A 17,128-nucleotide genomic window follows, 5' to 3' on the forward strand; every position below is an offset into this window, starting at 1 on the left:
GTGCTGGCTTCTTCGCGGGTGAACCCGCTCCTACAGGATCCTCACCTTTCCTGAGAGAGATGTAGTACCTGTGGGAGCGGGTTTACCCGCGAAGAAGCCCACGCAGTCTATTCAGGCTTGACCCGCTCCGAAGGCCGCCGCGACCCCGCCACCAGTTTTTCCACCGCCTTGCTCGCCGCCACCATGCCAAAGGTCGCGGTCACCATCATCACCGCGCCAAAGCCACCCGAGCAGTCCAGCCGCACGCCTTCGCCCACGAAGCTTTTCTGCAGGCAAACGCTGCCATCGCCCTTGGGGTAGCGCAGCTGTTCGCTGGAGAACACGCAGGGCACGCCATAGTTGCGGCTGACATTGCGCGAGAAGTTGTAGTCGCGGCGCAGGGTGGAACGCACCCGCGAGGCCAGCGGGTCGTTGAAGGTCTTGTTCAGGTCGGCGATCTGGATCTGTGTCGGGTCGATCTGCCCGCCGGCGCCACCCGTGGTGACGATGGCAATCTTGCGCCGCCGGCACCAGGCGATCAGTGCCGCCTTGGCCATGACGCTGTCGATGCAGTCGATCACACAATCGAGGTTCTCGGTGATGTACTCGACCATGGTGTCGCGGGTAACGAAGTCGGCCACAGCATGCACCGTGCACGCCGGGTTGATCGCCCGCAGGCGCTCGGCCATGACCTCGACCTTGGGCCGCCCCACCTGCCCTTCCAGGGCATGGGCCTGGCGGTTGGTGTTGCTGACGCACACGTCGTCGAGGTCGAACAGGGTGATCTCGCCCACGCCACTGCGGGCCAGCGCTTCCGCCGCCCACGAGCCTACCCCGCCAATACCGACCACGGCCACGTGGGCCTGGCCCAGACGGTGCAACCCCTGGTCGCCATACAGCCGGGCAACGCCGGCGAAGCGTGGATCTTCTGTGCTCATGCTCATACCCCAAAAAACCGGCGCGCATTATATGCCAGCGGGCCCATGGCCTGCATCGTTAGGAAAGACACTACCAACCCTGCTTTAATGTCCTATCACTTCGACACAAATGGACGACAATGTCTTCACGTAAATTCGGCCTGAACCTGGTTGTGGTCCTGGCCATCGCCGCGTTGTTCACCGGGTTCTGGGCGCTGATCAACCGCCCGGTTTCCGCCCCCGCCTGGCCAGAACAGATCTCTGGCTTCTCCTATTCACCGTTCCGCCTTGGCGAAAGCCCGCAGAAGGGCCAGTACCCCAGTGACGACGAGATGCGCCAGGACCTGGAGCAGTTGAGCAAACTGACCGACAGCATCCGTATCTACACCGTGGAGGGCACACAGGCGGATATCCCGCGCCTGGCCGAGGAATTCGGCCTGCGGGTAACGCTGGGCATCTGGATCAGCCCGGACCTGGAGCGCAACGAGCGCGAAATCGCCACGGCCATCCAGCTGGCCAACACGTCGCGCAGCGTGGTGCGGGTGGTGGTCGGCAACGAGGCGCTGTTCCGTGAAGAAGTCACTCCGGAAAACCTGATCAAATACCTGGACCGGGTACGCGCAGCCGTCAAGGTGCCAGTGACCACCAGCGAGCAATGGCACATCTGGAAGGAAAACCCGCAGCTGGCCAAGCACGTCGACCTGATAGCCGCGCACATCCTGCCGTACTGGGAGTTCGTGCCGATGAAGGATTCGGTCGAGTTCGTACTCGACCGCGCCCGCGAGCTGAAACACCAGTTCCCGCGCAAACCCCTGCTGCTCTCGGAAGTTGGCTGGCCGAGCAACGGCCGCATGCGCGGCGGTGCCGATGCCACCCAGGCCGACCAGGCCATCTACCTGCGCACCTTGGTCAACACCCTCAATCGCCGTGGTTACAACTATTTCGTCATCGAAGCCTACGACCAGCCGTGGAAGGCCAGCGACGAAGGCTCGGTGGGCGCCTACTGGGGCGTGTACAACGCCGAACGCCAGCAGAAATTCAACTTCGACGGCCCGGTAGTGGCCATCCCGCAGTGGCGTGCCCTGGCGGTGGCCTCGGTGGTGCTGGCGATGATTGCCCTGATGGTGTTGTTCATCGACGGTTCGGCCCTGCGCCAGCGCGGCCGCACCTTCCTGACCTTCATCACCTTCCTGTGCGGGTCGGTGCTGGTTTGGATCGCCTACGACTACAGCCAGCAATACAGCACCTGGTTCAGCCTGACCGTGGGCGTGCTGCTGGCCCTCGGCGCGCTGGGCGTGTTCATCGTGCTGCTGACCGAGGCCCACGAACTGGCCGAGGCGGTATGGATACACAAGCGCCGGCGCGAGTTCCTGCCGGTGCAGGCCGACAGCGCCTACCGGCCCAAGGTATCGGTGCATGTGCCGTGCTACAACGAACCGCCCGAGATGGTGAAACAGACCCTCGATGCCCTGGCTGCGCTGGACTACCCCGACTACGAAGTGCTGGTGATCGACAACAACACCAAGGACCCGGCCGTGTGGGAGCCCCTCAAGGCCCATTGCGAGAAGCTCGGCGAGCGCTTCAGGTTCTTCCACGTCGCGCCCCTGGCCGGCTTCAAGGGCGGCGCGCTGAACTACCTGATCCCGCATACCGCCAAGGACGCCGAAGTGATCGCGGTGATCGACTCGGACTACTGCGTCGATCGCAACTGGCTCAAGCACATGGTGCCGCACTTCGCTGACCCGAAAATTGCCGTGGTGCAGTCGCCGCAGGACTACCGCGACCAGCACGAAAGCGCCTTCAAGAAGCTGTGCTACAGCGAGTACAAGGGCTTCTTCCACATCGGCATGGTCACCCGCAACGACCGTGACGCGATCATCCAGCACGGCACCATGACCATGACCCGGCGCAGCGTGCTGGAAGAGCTGGGCTGGGCCGAGTGGTGCATCTGCGAGGACGCCGAACTGGGCTTGCGGGTGTTCGAGAAAGGCCTGTCGGCCGCCTACGCCCACAACAGCTACGGCAAGGGCCTGATGCCCGATACCTTCATCGACTTCAAGAAGCAACGTTTCCGCTGGGCCTACGGCGCCATCCAGATCATCAAGCACCACGCCAGCGCCCTGCTGCGCGGCAAGGGCAGCGAGCTGACCCGCGGCCAGCGCTACCACTTCCTGGCCGGCTGGCTGCCGTGGATCGCCGATGGCATGAACATCTTCTTCACCATCGGCGCGCTGCTGTGGTCGGCGGCGATGATCATCGTGCCGCACCGGGTCGACCCGCCGTTGATGATCTTTGCCATTCCACCGCTGGCGCTGTTCTTCTTCAAGGTCGGCAAGATCGTCTTCCTCTACCGCCGCGCGGTGGGGGTGAACCTGAAGGATGCCTTTGCTGCGGCGCTGGCGGGGCTGGCGCTGTCGCATACCATCGCCAAGGCGGTGCTGTACGGGTTCTTCACCAGCAGCATGCCGTTCTTCCGCACACCGAAGAACGCCGACAGCCACGGGCTGCTGGTGGCGATTTCCGAAGCGCGGGAAGAGCTGTTCATCATGTTGCTGCTGTGGGGCGCGGCGCTGGGCATCTACCTGGTACAGGGGCTGCCGAGTTCGGACATGCGCTTCTGGGTGGCGATGTTGCTGGTGCAGTCGTTGCCTTATGTGGCGGCGCTGGTGATGGCCTTCCTGTCGTCGCTGCCCAAGCCCGTAGAAAAGGCTGCCGAACCGCAACAGGCTTGAGATCCTGGGGGGGCGCTTTGCGCCCCTTTCGCGACACAAGGCCGCTCCCACAGATATTGCACACGCCTGATGGGCTGTGGTGATCCTGTAGGAGCGGCCTTGTGTCGCGACAGGGCCGCAAAGCGGCCCCAATGGCCCATCGGTTTGATATAAGATAACGCCCCTCAGATTTCCCGCCTTGCCCCGGAGTCCCCCATGACGGCCCCAGCCGAGCTCTCGCCTACCCTTCAACTGGCCTGCGACCTGATCCGTCGCCCCTCGGTCACCCCCGTCGACGCCGACTGCCAGGCGCAGATGATGAACCGCCTGGGCGCCGTGGGCTTCCAGCTCGAACCGATGCGCATCGAGGACGTCGACAACTTCTGGGCCACCCACGGCAGCCAGGACGGCCCGGTGCTGTGCTTCGCCGGCCACACCGACGTGGTCCCCACCGGCCCGGTGCAGCAATGGCAGCATGAGCCGTTCGAAGCGCTGATCGACGCCGACGGCATGCTCTGCGGCCGTGGCGCCGCCGACATGAAAGGCAGCCTGGCCTCCATGGTGATTGCCAGCGAGCGCTTCGTGCAGGACTACCCGGACCACCGCGGCAAGGTCGCGTTCCTGATCACCAGCGACGAGGAAGGCCCGGCCCACCATGGCACCAAGGCCGTGGTCGAGCGCCTGAAAGCACGCAACGAGCGCCTGGACTGGTGCATCGTCGGCGAACCCTCCAGCACCACCCTGCTGGGTGACGTGGTCAAGAACGGCCGCCGTGGCTCGCTGGGCGCCAAGCTGACCGTGCGCGGCAAGCAGGGCCATGTGGCCTACCCGCACCTGGCGCGCAACCCGATCCACCTGGCCGCGCCGGCCCTGGCGGAACTGGCGGCCGAGCACTGGGACGAAGGCAATGCGTTCTTCCCGCCCACCAGCTTCCAGATCTCCAACCTCAATTCCGGCACCGGCGCCACCAATGTGGTCCCGGGCGAGCTGACCGCACTGTTCAACTTCCGTTTCTCCACCGAGTCGACCGTCGAAGGCCTGCAGGCGCGGGTGTCGGCGATCCTCGACAAGCACGAACTGGACTGGTCGATCGACTGGGCGCTGTCGGGCCTGCCGTTTCTCACCGAACCGGGCGAATTGCTGGACGCCGTCTCGGCCAGCATCAAGGGTGTCACCGGCCGCGACACCCAGCCGTCCACCAGCGGCGGTACCTCCGATGGCCGTTTCATCGCCACCATGGGTACCCAGGTGGTCGAACTCGGCCCGGTCAACGCCACCATCCACCAGGTGGATGAGCGGATCCTGGCCAGCGACCTCGACCTGCTGACCGAAATCTACTACCAGACCCTGGTCCGGTTGCTCGCCTGATGCTCACCTGCCCTCTTTGCCAGGCGCCGCTGAGCCGGCTCGACAACGGGGTGGTGTGCCCGGCCGGCCACCGCTTCGACCGCGCCCGCCAGGGTTACCTGAACCTGCTGCCAGTGCAGCACAAGAACAGCCGCGACCCGGGTGACAACCAGGCCATGGTCGAAGCCCGCCGCGACTTCCTCGACGCCGGCCACTACGCGCCGGTGGCGCGCCGCCTGGCCGAGCTGGCCGCCGAGCGCCAGCCCGGTGCCTGGCTGGACATCGGCTGTGGCGAGGGTTACTACACCGCGCAGATCGCCCAGGCCCTGCCGGCCGCCGACGGTTACGCCCTGGACATCTCCCGCGAGGCGGTCAAGCGTGCCTGCCGCCGCGCGCCCGAGGTCACCTGGATGGTCGCCAGCATGGCCCGCGTGCCGCTTGCCGACGCCAGCTGCCAGTTCATCGCCAGCGTGTTCAGCCCGCTGGACTGGGCCGAGGCCAAGCGCCTGCTCAGCCCCGGCGGCGGCCTGATGCGGGTCGGCCCCACCAGCGGCCACCTGATGGAATTGCGCGAAGTGCTCTACGATGAAGTACGCCCTTACGCCGACGACAAACACCTGGCCCTGGTCCCCGAAGGCATGGCCCATGCCCACAGCGAAACCCTGGAGTTCCGCCTGAGCCTGGCCGCGCCCAAGGCCCGCGCCGACCTGCTGGCCATGACCCCGCACGGCTGGCGTGCCAGTGCCGAAAAGCGTGCCCGGGTGATCGACCAGCCCGAGCCGTTCGAGGTCACGGTTTCCATGCGTTATGACTATTTCGTGCGCCAAGACTGAGCACACCCGGAGCCCTTATGCGCCAACCTGATATCGAGATCTACCTGAAGGACACCGACGTCGACCACAAGCAGATTGCCGAGTGGCTCGCCCAGGCGATCGGCCCGTGCAGCGAATGGAAGCAGAAAGGCCATACCTTCAAATGCCAGGCCGGTAACATTCCGGTCACCTGGCTACCCAAGGCTGTAGGGAAATGGAACAGCCTGTACCTGGAAAGCGACCAGACGCCGTGGGCCGATGACGTCGCCTGCGCCCGCGCCGCATTTGCCGCACTGGGCGTGGAAGTGCGCTGCGCGCCGGGTGGCTGGGTGGAAGAAGATGGAGAAGAAGATGCCGACCGCTGGGTCCGCATCAGCGCCGACGGTGAAGAGGAAATCACCTGGCGCACCTGAATGCACTGCATTCTTTGTGGGAGCCCGGCTTGCCGCCGATGCAGGCAACACGGTGCCTGGCACCGGCTTCGCCGGTGATCGCCGGCAAGCCAGCTCCCACAACGAGCCTTACAGCATGAGGCTCAGAGGCCCACTACGTCCTCGGCTTGCAGGCCTTTCTGGCCCTGCACGCAGGCGTATTCCACCCGCTGTCCTTCGACCAGGGTACGATGCCCCTCACCGCGGATCGCCCGATAGTGGACGAACACATCCGCACCACCTTCGCGCTGAATGAAGCCGTAACCCTTGGCATCGTTGAACCACTTTACATTCCCAGTCTCACGAGACGACATCTGAACTACTCCGGATTTTTATTGTGAAGATCGCCTTGTAGACACAGGGGTCTGTTCCCTGTGTCGACGCCGCTTGCGTAAATATCTTGCAAGTGGCAGGCCGAGTATATGACACAGAACAAAAAAATTTGATGACTGTCGCGCCGTTCGGCGATTTTTGCTGAACTTGCGCGGATACGGCAGACTAATTGGCTGAATACCCACCTGAACATCACTCCCAGGGCACACACCCCATGACCCGTTCCCCCCTGCGCCGCCTGATCTTCGGCGCCCTGCGTCGCCTGTTGTACCTGTGGGTGCGCTCCGAGACCATCAACCAGTCCTCCCTGACCCTCAAGCTCGACCGCAGCCGCCCGGTGTTCTATGCCCTGCCCACGCCCGCGCTCACCGACCTGGCCGTGCTCGACCATGAATGCACCAAGGCGGGCCTGCCGCGCCCGGTGCTGCCGGTGGCGGTTGGCCCGCTGCAGGAACCGGCTGCCTTCTTTTACCTGACCCCGGACCCGGACTGGCTCGGCCGCCACGACAAGCGCGGCGCCCCGCCCACCCTGGAGCGTCTGGTCGCCGCCGTCAGCCAGCATGCCGAAGAGGATGCGCAGATCATTCCGGTCAGTGTGTTCTGGGGCCAGACCCCGGCCAGTGAATCCAGCCCGTGGAAGCTGCTGTTCGCCGACAGCTGGGCGGTTACCGGGCGCCTGCGCCGGCTGCTGACCGTGCTGATCCTCGGGCGCAAGACCCGGGTGCAGTTCTCCGCCCCCATCCACCTGCGCGAACTGGTGCAGCACAACAAGGGCCACGAGCGCACCGTGCGCATGGCCCAGCGCCTGATGCGCGTGCATTTTCGCAACCTCAAGACCGCTGTCATCGGCCCGGACATTTCGCACCGGCGCAACCTGGTCAAGGGCCTGATCCACGCGCCCCAGGTGCGACAGGCCATCGTCGATGAGGCGCAGCGCGAAAACCTGCCCCTGGCCAAGGCCGAAGCCCAGGCTCTGCGCTATGGCAACGAGATCGCCTCGGACTACACCTACACCGCCATCCGCTTCCTCGAAGTGGTGCTGAGCTGGTTCTGGAACAAGATCTACGACGGCATCAAGGTCAACCACATCGAGCAGGTGCAGGGCATCGCACCCGGCCACGAAGTGATCTACGTACCGTGCCACCGCAGTCACATCGACTACCTGCTGCTTTCGTACCTGCTGTTCCGCAACGGCCTGACCCCGCCGCACGTGGCCGCGGGCATCAACCTCAACATGCCGTTGGTGGGTAACCTGCTGCGCCGTGGCGGCGCCTTCTTCATGCGCCGCACGTTCAAGGGCAACCCGTTGTACACCGCGGTGTTCAACGAGTACCTGCACACCCTGTACACCAAGGGCTTTCCGGTCGAGTACTTCGTCGAAGGCGGTCGCTCGCGCACCGGGCGCATGCTGCAGCCACGCACCGGCATGCTGGCCATTACCCTGCGCAGCTTCCTGCGCTCGTCGCGCACGCCGATCGTGTTCGTGCCGGTGTACATCGGCTACGAGCGCGTGCTCGAAGGCCGCACCTACCTGGGCGAGCTGCGCGGTGCCAGCAAGAAGAAGGAGTCGATCTTCGACATCTTCAAGGTGTTCGGGGCGCTCAAGCAGCGCTTTGGCCAGGTATACGTGAACTTCGGCGAACCGATCCGCCTGGCCGGCTTCCTCGACCAGCAACAGCCCGGCTGGCGTGAACAGGACCACGGCCCGCAATACCGCCCGGCCTGGCTCAACGCCACCACCACCCGCCTGGGCGAAACCGTGGCCCGCCATCTCAACGAGGCGGCCGCGATCAACCCGGTCAACCTGGTGGCCCTGGCGCTGCTGTCCACCAGCCGCCTGGCCCTGGACGAACGCGCCCTGACCCGCGTACTCGACCTGTACCTGGCCTTGCTGCGCCAGGTGCCCTACTCGCCGCACACCACCCTGCCCGACGGCGACGGCCAGGCGCTGATCGAACACGTGCGCAGCATGAACCTGGTGGCCGAGCAGAAGGACGCCCTGGGCCGCATCCTGTACCTGGATGAAGGCAATGCGGTACTGATGACCTATTACCGCAACAACGTGCTGCACATCTTCGCCCTGCCAGCGCTGCTGGCCAGCTTCTTCCTCAGCAGCTCGCGCATGAGCCGCGAACTGCTGGGGCAGTATGTGCATGCGCTGTACCCCTACCTGCAGGCCGAACTATTCCTGCGCTGGGCGCCGGAGCAACTGGACGCGGTGATTGACCAATGGCTGGCAGCGCTGGTCGAGCAAGGGCTGCTGCGCCAGGACGACGACACTTACATTCGCCCGGCGCCCAGCTCGCGGCAGTTCGTGTTGCTGACCCTGCTCGCCCGCACCATCACCCAGACCCTGCAGCGCTTCTACATGGCCACCTCACTGCTGCTGAACAGTGGGCAGAACAGCCTCAGCGCCGAAGAACTGGAAGACCTGTGCGTGATGATGGCCCAGCGTCTGTCGATCCTGCACGGCCTGAACGCCCCGGAGTTCTTCGACAAGACCCTGTTCCGCCACTTCATCCAGACCCTGGTCGAGCAAGGCGTGCTGCATGCAGATGCCCAGGGCAAGCTGGGTTATCACGACAAGCTGGGCGAGCTGGCTGAAGGCGTGGCCAAGCGCGTGCTGTCGGCCGAACTACGCCTGTCGATCCGCCAGGTGGCATTGCACCGTGAAGACGGCCTGGAAACTTCCACCATCTGAGGCTTTATCAGCCGGGAAAATCCGCTAAAGTCCCTGGGGTTGGCCACAAGCCAGCTCCAAGGACACCGGAGACCCCATGAAAAAGCTCTTTATGCTGTGTTGCGCATCCTTGCTCGCAGCCTGCTCCAGCCAAACCCCATCCACCCAGGCCAGCCTGGACGGTGAAGTCTTCTACCTGCAGCGTATTGCCCTGCCGCCTGCCGCTACCTTGAGCGTGGAACTGCAGGATGTTTCGCTGATGGATGCCCCTGCCGTGACCCTGGCCCGCCAGGCCGGCCCGGTCAAAGGCAACGTACCGCTGCCATTCCACCTCACCTACGACCCGGCCCAGGTCAAGCCCGGCCACCGCTATGCGGTAAGCGCGCGCATCGAGCTGGACGGCAAGCTGCTGTTCATCAACACCGAACACCACGGCGTCATGCTCGACGGCAGTGACCCACAGCCTGTGCGGATCAAGGTCGATCCGGTCCGCTGATACCCGTATTCATCTGTTTACAAGGAAAGCTTCATGATCCGCACCTCCCTGCGCTTCACCACTCTGTGCGCCGGCCTGCTGCTGTCGGCCAGCGCCCTGGCCCTGTCGCTGGGCGACCTGACCCAGAAAGACGCCACCGGCGGCCTGAAAGATGCCCTGACCCAGGGCGCACAACTGGCCGTCAAGCAACTGAGCACCCCGGGCGGCTTCAGCAACAACCCGGACGTGCGCATCGAACTGCCTGGCAACCTGGGCAAGGCCGCCAAGGCGATGAAGATGTTCGGCAAAGGTGAACAGGTCGAAGCCCTGGAAACCAGCATGAACAAGGCCGCCGAGGCTGCCGTGCCGCAGGCCCAGGCGATTCTCGTGGATGCCGTGAAGAACATGAGCGTGACCGATGCCAAGGGTATTCTCAGCGGCGGTGACGACTCGGCCACCCAGTACCTGAACAAGAGCAGCCGCGAGCAGATCCGCGCCAAGTTCCTGCCGATCGTCAAGCAGGCTACCGACAAGGTTGGCCTGGCTCAGCAGTACAACAACTTTGCCGGGCAGGCCGTGGCGTTGGGTGTGGTCGATGCCAAGAGCGCCAGCATCGAGAACTACGTGACTGAAAAGGCACTGGATGGCCTGTTCGAGATGATCGGCAAGCAGGAGCAGAGCATTCGCCAGAACCCGGCTGAAGCGGCCACCAGCCTGGCCAAGAAGGTTTTCGGCGCCCTCTGAGGGCCCTGGGGGCTGCTTTGCAGCCCATCGCGACACAAGGCCGCTCCTACGCCCTTTGTGGGAGTGGCCTTGTGTCGCGACAGGAGGGCAAAGCCCTCCCCTGCGGTCTTCAGCCCTTCTTCACCCTGAACCACGCCGCATACAACGCCGGCAGGAACAGCAGGGTCAGCACCGTGGCCACGATCAACCCCCCCATGATCGCCACCGCCATCGGCCCGTAGAACACGCTACGCGACAACGGAATCATCGCCAGCACCGCCGCCAGCGCGGTCAGCACGATCGGACGGAAGCGCCGCACCGTGGCTTCGATGATCGCCTGCCAGCGCTCCATCCCCGCCGCAATGTCCTGCTCGATCTGGTCCACCAGGATCACCGAGTTGCGCATGATCATCCCTGCCAGGGCAATGGTGCCGAGCATGGCAACAAAGCCGAACGGCTGGCGGAACACCAGCAGGAACAGGGTCACGCCAATCAACCCCAGCGGCGCGGTGAGGAACACCATCACCGTACGCGAGAAGCTGCGCAACTGGATCATCAGCAAGCTCAGCACCACCACCACGAACAGCGGCATGCCGGCATTCACCGACTTCTGCCCGCGCTGGGAATCCTCCACCGTGCCGCCCACTTCCAACAGGTAGCCATCCGGCAGCTTGGCGCGAATCTCCCGCAGGGTCGGCTCGATCTGTTTCACCAGCGTGGCCGGCTGCTCCTTGTCGTAGATATCGGCGCGCACGGTCACCGTCGGCAAGCGGTTGCGATGCCAGATAATACCTTCCTCGAAGCCATACTCCAGGGTCGCCACCTGCGACAGCGCCACGCTCTGGCCGTTGTCGGTCGGCAGTGCCAGGCTGCCGAGGTTACTCAGCTCGCTGCGTTCCTGCCGGGTGCCGCGCAGCAGGATCTCGATCAGTTCGTTGTCCTCACGGTACTGGCTGACCGTGGTGCCAGTCAGCGAGCTTTGCAGGAAGCTCGACAGGTGCGCGGTGCTCACGCCCAAGGCGCGGGCACGGTCCTGGTCGATCTCGAGGAACACCGCCTTGCTCGGCTCCTCCCAGTCCAGATGCACGTTCACCACATGCGGGTTCTGGCGCACCTTGTCGGCCACTTCGCGGGCCAGTGCACGGGCCTTCTCGATGTGCTCGCCTGTTACCCGGAACTGCACCGGGTAACCCACGGGTGGGCCGTTTTCCAGGCGGGTGACCCGCGCGCGCAGGTCGGGGAACTGCTGGTCCACGATACTGATCAGCCAGCTGCGCAGGCGCTCGCGGTCCTCCATCGACTTGGCCAGTACCACGAACTGGGCGAAGCTGGCCGCCGGCAGTTGCTGGTCCAGCGGCAGGTAGAAACGCGGCGAACCGGTGCCCACGTAGGCCACGTAGTTGTCGATGCCGTCCTGCTGCTTGAGCAGCGCCTCCAGTTGCTTGACCCGCTCGGCGGTGTTGGCCAGCGAGGCACCTTCGGCCAGCTTCAGGTCGACCATCAGCTCCGGGCGCCCGGAGGCCGGGAAAAACTGCTGGGGCACGAAACGGAACAGCAGGATACTGCCGACAAAGGCGGCAATGGTCAGCAGGATCACCGTCTTGCGCCGCCGCACGCACCACTCCACCACACGTCGCACACGCTGGTAGAAGGGTGTGGCGTAAGGGTCTGGCGCGTGGCCGTCCTTGCCATGGCGCGCGGCATGCAGCTTGGCCAGATCTGGCAGCAGGCGCTCGCCCAGGTAAGGCACGAATACCACGGCGGCCACCCAGGAGGTCAGCAAGGCGATGGTCACCACCTGGAAGATCGAACGGGTGTACTCGCCCGTACTGGAGGCTGCCGTGGCAATAGGCAGGAAGCCCGCCGCCGTGATCAGGGTGCCGGTGAGCATCGGGAAGGCGGTGCTGCTCCAGGCGTAGCTGGCCGCCTTGAGGCGGTCATAGCCCTGCTCCATCTTGATCGCCATCATCTCCACGGCAATGATCGCATCATCCACCAACAAGCCCAGGGCCAGCACCAGCGCGCCAAGGGAGATCTTGTGCAGGCCGATGCCGAAGTAGTGCATGGCGGCAAAGGTCATGGCCAGCACCAGCGGAATGGCCAGCGCCACCACCAGCCCCGTGCGCAGGCCCAGGGAGAAGAAGCTCACCAGCAGCACGATGACCAGCGCCTCGACCAGCACCTGGACGAACTCGCCCACGCCAGCCTTGACCGCCGCTGGCTGGTCCGAGACCTTGCGCAGCTCCATGCCCGCCGGCAGGCTGCGTGCCAGGCGCTCGAACTCGCTTTCCAGGGCCTTGCCCAGCACCAGGATGTCGCCGCCGTCCTTCATCGACACCGCCAGGCCAATGGCATCCTCGCCCATGAAGCGCATGCGCGGTGCGGGCGGGTCGTTGAAGCCGCGGTGCACCTCGGCCACATCGCCGATACGGAAGGTGCGGTCACCGACGCGAATGGGGAACTGGCGAATCTGCTCGACGCTGTCGAAGCGCCCGCTCACCCGCAACTGCAGGCGTTCGCTGGGCGTTTCGAAGAAGCCGGCGGTGCTGACCGCATTCTGCTCCTGCAGGGCTTGCTGCACGGCCTCAAGCGGCACGCCGAGAGTGGCCAGCTTGAGGTTGGACAGCTCGATCCAGATTTTCTCGTCCTGCAGGCCGATCAGCTCGACCTTGCCCACGTCCTTGACCCGCTGCAGCTGGATCTGGATACGGTCGGCATAGTCCTTGAGCACCGCGTAGTCGAAGCCCTCACCGGTCAGCGCATAGATATTGCCGAAGGTGGTGCCGAACTCGTCATTGAAGAACGGGCCCTGGATTTCCGGCGGCAAGGTATGACGGATGTCGGCGACCTTCTTGCGGATCTGGTACCACAGCTCGGGGATGTCCTTGGAATGCAGCGAGTCGCGGGCCATGAAGGTGACCTGCGATTCGCCCGGTCGGGAGAACGAGACGATCCGCTCGTATTCGCCGGTTTCCATCAGCTTCTTCTCGATGCGCTCGGTAACCTGGCGCGAGACTTCCTCGGCAGTGGCACCCGGCCACAGGGTACGGATGACCATGGCCTTGAAGGTGAATGGTGGGTCCTCGCTCTGGCCAAGCTTGGTGTAGGACATGGCGCCAATGGCCGCCAGCAGGATCATCAGGAACAGGACGATCTGGCGGTTGCGCAGCGCCCAGGCAGAAAGGTTGAAACCCATCGGGACTTACTCCTTGGCCGTCAGGTTCACTACGCGGTTGGTGCGGTCCACGGGGCGTACCTCCTGGCCCTCGCGCAGTACATGGCCGCCAGCGGCGACCACCCAGTCGCCCGGGGCAAGGCCTTCGAGCACCGGTACGCTGTCGGCGCCATAGGCCCCCAGGCGTACCACTGCCCGCTCCAGGCGGCTGTCCTTGTTGACCCGCCAGACGTAGGCCTGGCCGTTTTCCGCAGTGACTGCCGACAGGGGCACCGCCAGCGGGATCAGCCCTTCATGGGCGATGAACACCCGGGCGCTCTGGCCCAGCTCCGCCGGCGCGGCGGCCGAGGTAAAGGCGATACGCGCAGCGAAGGTGCGCGAACGCGGATCGGCGGCCGGTGACAGCTCGCGGATACGCCCCTGGAAGCGCTCTTGCGGGTGCGACCACAGCTCCACGCTCACCGGCTGGCCCACGGCGAAGCGGGCGAACTGCTGCTCCGGCAAGCCGATGACCACTTCCCGCTCGCCATCGGCGGCCAGGGTGAACACGGTCTGCCCGGCTGCGACCACCTGGCCCACTTCGACCTGGCGCTTGGCGATCACCCCGGCCTGCGGTGCGCGCAGCACAGCGTATTCGGCCTGGTTGCCAGCCACGTCGAACTCGGCCTTGGCCTGTTTCAGCCGGGCCAGGCCGGCGCGGTAGAGGTTTTCGGCATTGTCGTACTGGGAATGGCTGACCATCTGCCGTTCCAGCAGCTTCTGGTAGCGATCGCGCTCGGCGCGCACCAGCGACAGGTTGGCCTCGGCGGCCGCCAGCTGGGCACGGTTGGCTTCCAGCTGCAGGCGCACGTCCTGCGGGTCCAGCTCGGCCAGCGGCTGGTCTGCCTTGACCCGCTGCCCTTCCTCGACCAGCCGCTTGCTGACCTTGCCGCCTATGCGGAAGGCCAGTTCCGGCTCGAAGCGCGCACGCACTTCGCCGGGGTAACTGTCGGCAGCGGCTTCAGCCGGCTGCGGCTGCACCACCAACGCCGGGCGCGGCGCAGCAGGTGGGGCGGCTTCCTGGCCGCACGCCGCCAGGAACAGCACGGCAGCAGCGGACAGAGCGATGGACAAGGCATGGCGCAACATGATGAATCCTTTCGCGGAGGGCGCATTGAATATTTATACTGGTAAGTATATTAAATCAGGCAATCGGTGCCGGAAAGGGGGCATGCCGGTTTTTGCAGGGCAGGGTTTGAGCCTTGCAGGTTCACCCGAATGGCGCCTGACCCGTTAAGATGGGCGATTCTTCAACCAGATGCAGACCACAATGTCCAACGACGCACCCATCGGCCCGGGCCGGCCCAAGGACCTGGCCAAACGAGAGGCGATTCTCGAAGCAGCCAAGGCCCTGTTCCTCAGTCTTGGCTACGCCAACACCAGCATGGATGCGGTCGCTGCGGCGGCAGGTGTTTCAAAGCTCACCGTCTACAGCCACTTCACCGACAAGCAGACACTGTTCGGCTCAGCGGTCATGGCAACCTGCCAGATCCAGTTGCCCGACCTGCTTTTCGAGTACCCCGATGGGGTGCCAGTGGAAGAGGTGCTGCTGACCATTGCCCGTGGCTTCCAGGCGCTGATCAGCAGCGATGAAGCGGTCAAGCTCAGCCGCCTGATCATGGCCCAGGGCAGCCTCGACCCGAGTTTTGGCGAGTACTTCTACGAAGCCGGGCCCAAGCGAGTGCTGGCGGGGATGGAAGCATTGCTGCGCGGGGCGCATGAGCGCGGGCTGCTGCGCATCGACAACCCGCTGCGCGCGGCGGAACACTTCTTCTGCCTGGTCAAGGGCGCACCGGATTACCGGTTGCTGCTGGGGTGCGCGGGGCCGCTGGAGGGGGATGAGGCCGAGGCGCATGTGCGCGAGGTGGTCGGGGTATTCATGCGGGCATTCCAGCCCTGATATCTGGATGCCTGTGCGGGCCTCTTCGCGGGTAAACCCGCTCCCACAGGCACTGCACGAGCCTCAAGACCACATCGCGAAGAGGCCCGCACAGGCATAGCCAAATCAGGCCTTCAGCGCCTTCTTCGGGTAAATGTCATACCGGCTCGACTTGCCCTCCAGGCTATGGCTCGGCTTCGGCCCGTCGATGATCGGGGCCTTGCGCGGCCGCTTCACCACCACTCGGTGGGTCGCCAGCGCCAGGGCAGCTTCGAGCAAGGCCGGGGCATCCAGGTCGTCGCCCACCAAAGGCCGGAACACACGCATTTCCTTCTTCACCAGCGCACTCTTGTCCCGATGCGGGAACATCGGATCGAGGTAGATCACCTGGGGTGCCTCGCCTTCCCAGGCTCGCATGCGCTCGATGGCGTTGCCGGTCAGCAGGCGCATGCGCCCCACGATCGGCCCCACCTCTTCATCCGCACGGGCCCGCGCCAGGCCATCCTCCAGCAGCGCGGCAATCAACGGCTGGCGCTCGATCAGGGTCATCTGGCAGCCCAGGCTGGCCAGTACGAACGCATCCTTGCCCAGCCCGGCAGTGGCATCCAGCACCTGCGGCCGTACACCTTGGGAAATACCCACGGCCTTGGCGATCATCTGCCCGTTGCCACCGCCAAACTGGCGCCGGTGCGCGGCCTGGCCTTCGACGAAGTCCACCCGCACCGGCCCCGGGGCCTGCGGGCCCAACTGCTGGATCTGCAAGCCATCGACGCCCACCTGCACGGCAAACCCGGCGGCATCGTCCCGCAGCGGCAGCTCAAGACGCTCGGCCCACGCAGCGGCTTGCGCCTCGAATTCAGCCGACAGCGCCTCGACCCGGATACCTGTGCCCTGCTCTTCCATCATTCACACCTAGAAATTGAACCCAGCCCTTAATGTATCGGCCACCTCGGCCGATACAGGCAATATCCCGCTATTCTGCCAGAGCACAACGCGCGCGACTGCCATGTCAGATACTCTTCCCATCGGCTTGACCTACCTGTCGCCTGTCGGCAACTACAGTCAGCACAACACCCAGGCACTCGGGGGCGTCAGCCACCTGTGGCAGGATTTCTTTGCCCGGGCCATGGCCGAGCAGCAGGAAGAGCCCGCAGACAGCGTCAGCCAGTCGTTCGTGCAGTACGACGAGGCCAGCGGCGAGCCGATCGGCGGCGCCCGCGCGCTGGCCCTGATCGACGCCCAGCGTGCCTGCCCGGTACACGACACCGAGGTGGCACCGCCAGAGCCACTGTTCCTGCCCAAGGCAGAACTCGAAGCCAACCTGCTGCCGCCCGCTCCCGAGCCGTTCAGCGCAGTCGAGCTGATCGAACAGCAGCGCCAGCTTGATATCAGCAACAGCTGGCTGCGCCCTGTGGTGATGAGCCAAGGTCACCCCATTGCCGAGCCCGGCCCCGGCCCTACCCCGCGCTCGCTGTTCCTGCCGATCGCCGAGTTCGAGACCAACCTGCTGGACCCGGCCCCCGAGCCGTTCGACGACGCCACCCTGGCCAAACAGCAGAACGACCTGGAGTTCGACATCCACTGGGCCCGCCCGGTGGTGCTGAACAACGTGCGCGCCCACGCCTGA

Annotated in this window: 14 protein-coding genes; 9 read left to right on the forward strand and 5 right to left on the reverse strand. The window is 64.9% G+C overall.

Annotated features, from left to right (window positions below; genetic code table 11):
• Positions 1–107: 107 nt before the first annotated feature.
• On the reverse strand, positions 108–917 hold the full coding sequence (tcdA, locus tag J5M71_RS02680; protein WP_207829470.1) for a tRNA cyclic N6-threonylcarbamoyladenosine(37) synthase TcdA: 810 nt from the start codon (positions 915–917) through the stop codon (positions 108–110).
• Between the two features lie 119 nt (positions 918–1,036).
• Between tcdA and J5M71_RS02685 the strand changes: the two genes are divergently transcribed.
• From J5M71_RS02685 to J5M71_RS02700, 4 genes are all read left to right on the forward strand, one after another.
• The gene (locus J5M71_RS02685) at positions 1,037–3,628 is read left to right on the forward strand and encodes a glycosyltransferase (RefSeq protein ID WP_207829472.1); all 2,592 of its coding nucleotides are present in this window, start codon (positions 1,037–1,039) and stop codon (positions 3,626–3,628) included.
• A 195-nt stretch (positions 3,629–3,823) separates the two neighbouring features.
• The gene (gene dapE / locus J5M71_RS02690; protein WP_013971240.1) at positions 3,824–4,975 is read left to right on the forward strand and encodes a succinyl-diaminopimelate desuccinylase; all 1,152 of its coding nucleotides are present in this window, start codon (positions 3,824–3,826) and stop codon (positions 4,973–4,975) included.
• Positions 4,975–5,787 (forward strand): putative RNA methyltransferase, encoded by an 813-nt coding sequence (locus J5M71_RS02695; RefSeq protein WP_182329135.1) that lies wholly within the window; start codon positions 4,975–4,977, stop codon positions 5,785–5,787. Before dapE ends, J5M71_RS02695 begins: the two co-directional genes overlap by 1 nt.
• 17 nt (positions 5,788–5,804) lie before the next feature.
• The gene (locus J5M71_RS02700; RefSeq protein WP_063911497.1) at positions 5,805–6,179 is read left to right on the forward strand and encodes a hypothetical protein; all 375 of its coding nucleotides are present in this window, start codon (positions 5,805–5,807) and stop codon (positions 6,177–6,179) included.
• Between the two features lie 122 nt (positions 6,180–6,301).
• Here J5M71_RS02700 and J5M71_RS02705 read toward each other — a convergent pair whose 3' ends face one another.
• On the reverse strand, positions 6,302–6,511 hold the full coding sequence (locus J5M71_RS02705) for a cold-shock protein (protein WP_003252255.1): 210 nt from the start codon (positions 6,509–6,511) through the stop codon (positions 6,302–6,304).
• A gap of 233 nt (positions 6,512–6,744) precedes the next feature.
• Here J5M71_RS02705 and plsB point away from each other — a divergent pair, with 233 nt between their 5' ends.
• The 3 genes from plsB (at position 6,745) to J5M71_RS02720 (ending at position 10,429) form a co-directional block, all read left to right on the forward strand.
• On the forward strand, positions 6,745–9,231 hold the full coding sequence (gene plsB, locus J5M71_RS02710) for a glycerol-3-phosphate 1-O-acyltransferase PlsB (protein WP_207829474.1): 2,487 nt from the start codon (positions 6,745–6,747) through the stop codon (positions 9,229–9,231).
• Positions 9,232–9,307: 76 nt separating this feature from the next.
• On the forward strand, positions 9,308–9,706 hold the full coding sequence (locus tag J5M71_RS02715; RefSeq protein ID WP_087501379.1) for a YbaY family lipoprotein: 399 nt from the start codon (positions 9,308–9,310) through the stop codon (positions 9,704–9,706).
• Positions 9,707–9,739: 33 nt separating this feature from the next.
• Positions 9,740–10,429, forward strand: coding sequence for a DUF4197 domain-containing protein (locus J5M71_RS02720; RefSeq protein ID WP_028699975.1), 690 nt, complete (start codon positions 9,740–9,742; stop codon positions 10,427–10,429).
• 109 nt (positions 10,430–10,538) lie between these two features.
• Here J5M71_RS02720 and J5M71_RS02725 read toward each other — a convergent pair whose 3' ends face one another.
• Positions 10,539–13,604, reverse strand: a complete 3,066-nt coding sequence (locus tag J5M71_RS02725; protein WP_207829475.1) for an efflux RND transporter permease subunit — start codon at positions 13,602–13,604, stop codon at positions 10,539–10,541.
• Positions 13,605–13,610: 6 nt separating this feature from the next.
• A complete protein-coding gene (locus J5M71_RS02730; protein WP_207829476.1) occupies positions 13,611–14,711 on the reverse strand; it encodes an efflux RND transporter periplasmic adaptor subunit in 1,101 nt (366 codons plus the stop codon).
• A 169-nt stretch (positions 14,712–14,880) separates the two neighbouring features.
• Here J5M71_RS02730 and J5M71_RS02735 point away from each other — a divergent pair, with 169 nt between their 5' ends.
• Positions 14,881–15,522, forward strand: a complete 642-nt coding sequence (locus J5M71_RS02735; RefSeq protein ID WP_207829477.1) for a TetR/AcrR family transcriptional regulator — start codon at positions 14,881–14,883, stop codon at positions 15,520–15,522.
• A gap of 105 nt (positions 15,523–15,627) precedes the next feature.
• Here the strand turns inward: J5M71_RS02735 and J5M71_RS02740 are convergent, their stop codons facing one another.
• The gene (locus tag J5M71_RS02740; protein WP_063911490.1) at positions 15,628–16,404 is read right to left on the reverse strand and encodes a class I SAM-dependent methyltransferase; all 777 of its coding nucleotides are present in this window, start codon (positions 16,402–16,404) and stop codon (positions 15,628–15,630) included.
• A 103-nt stretch (positions 16,405–16,507) separates the two neighbouring features.
• Between J5M71_RS02740 and J5M71_RS02745 the strand changes: the two genes are divergently transcribed.
• Entirely contained in the window at positions 16,508–17,128 is a 621-nt protein-coding gene (locus J5M71_RS02745) for a hypothetical protein (RefSeq protein WP_063911489.1), read from the forward strand.

The sequence above is a fragment of the Pseudomonas sp. 43(2021) genome, from assembly GCF_017490805.1.
Taxonomy (GTDB): Bacteria; Pseudomonadota; Gammaproteobacteria; order Pseudomonadales; family Pseudomonadaceae; genus Aquipseudomonas.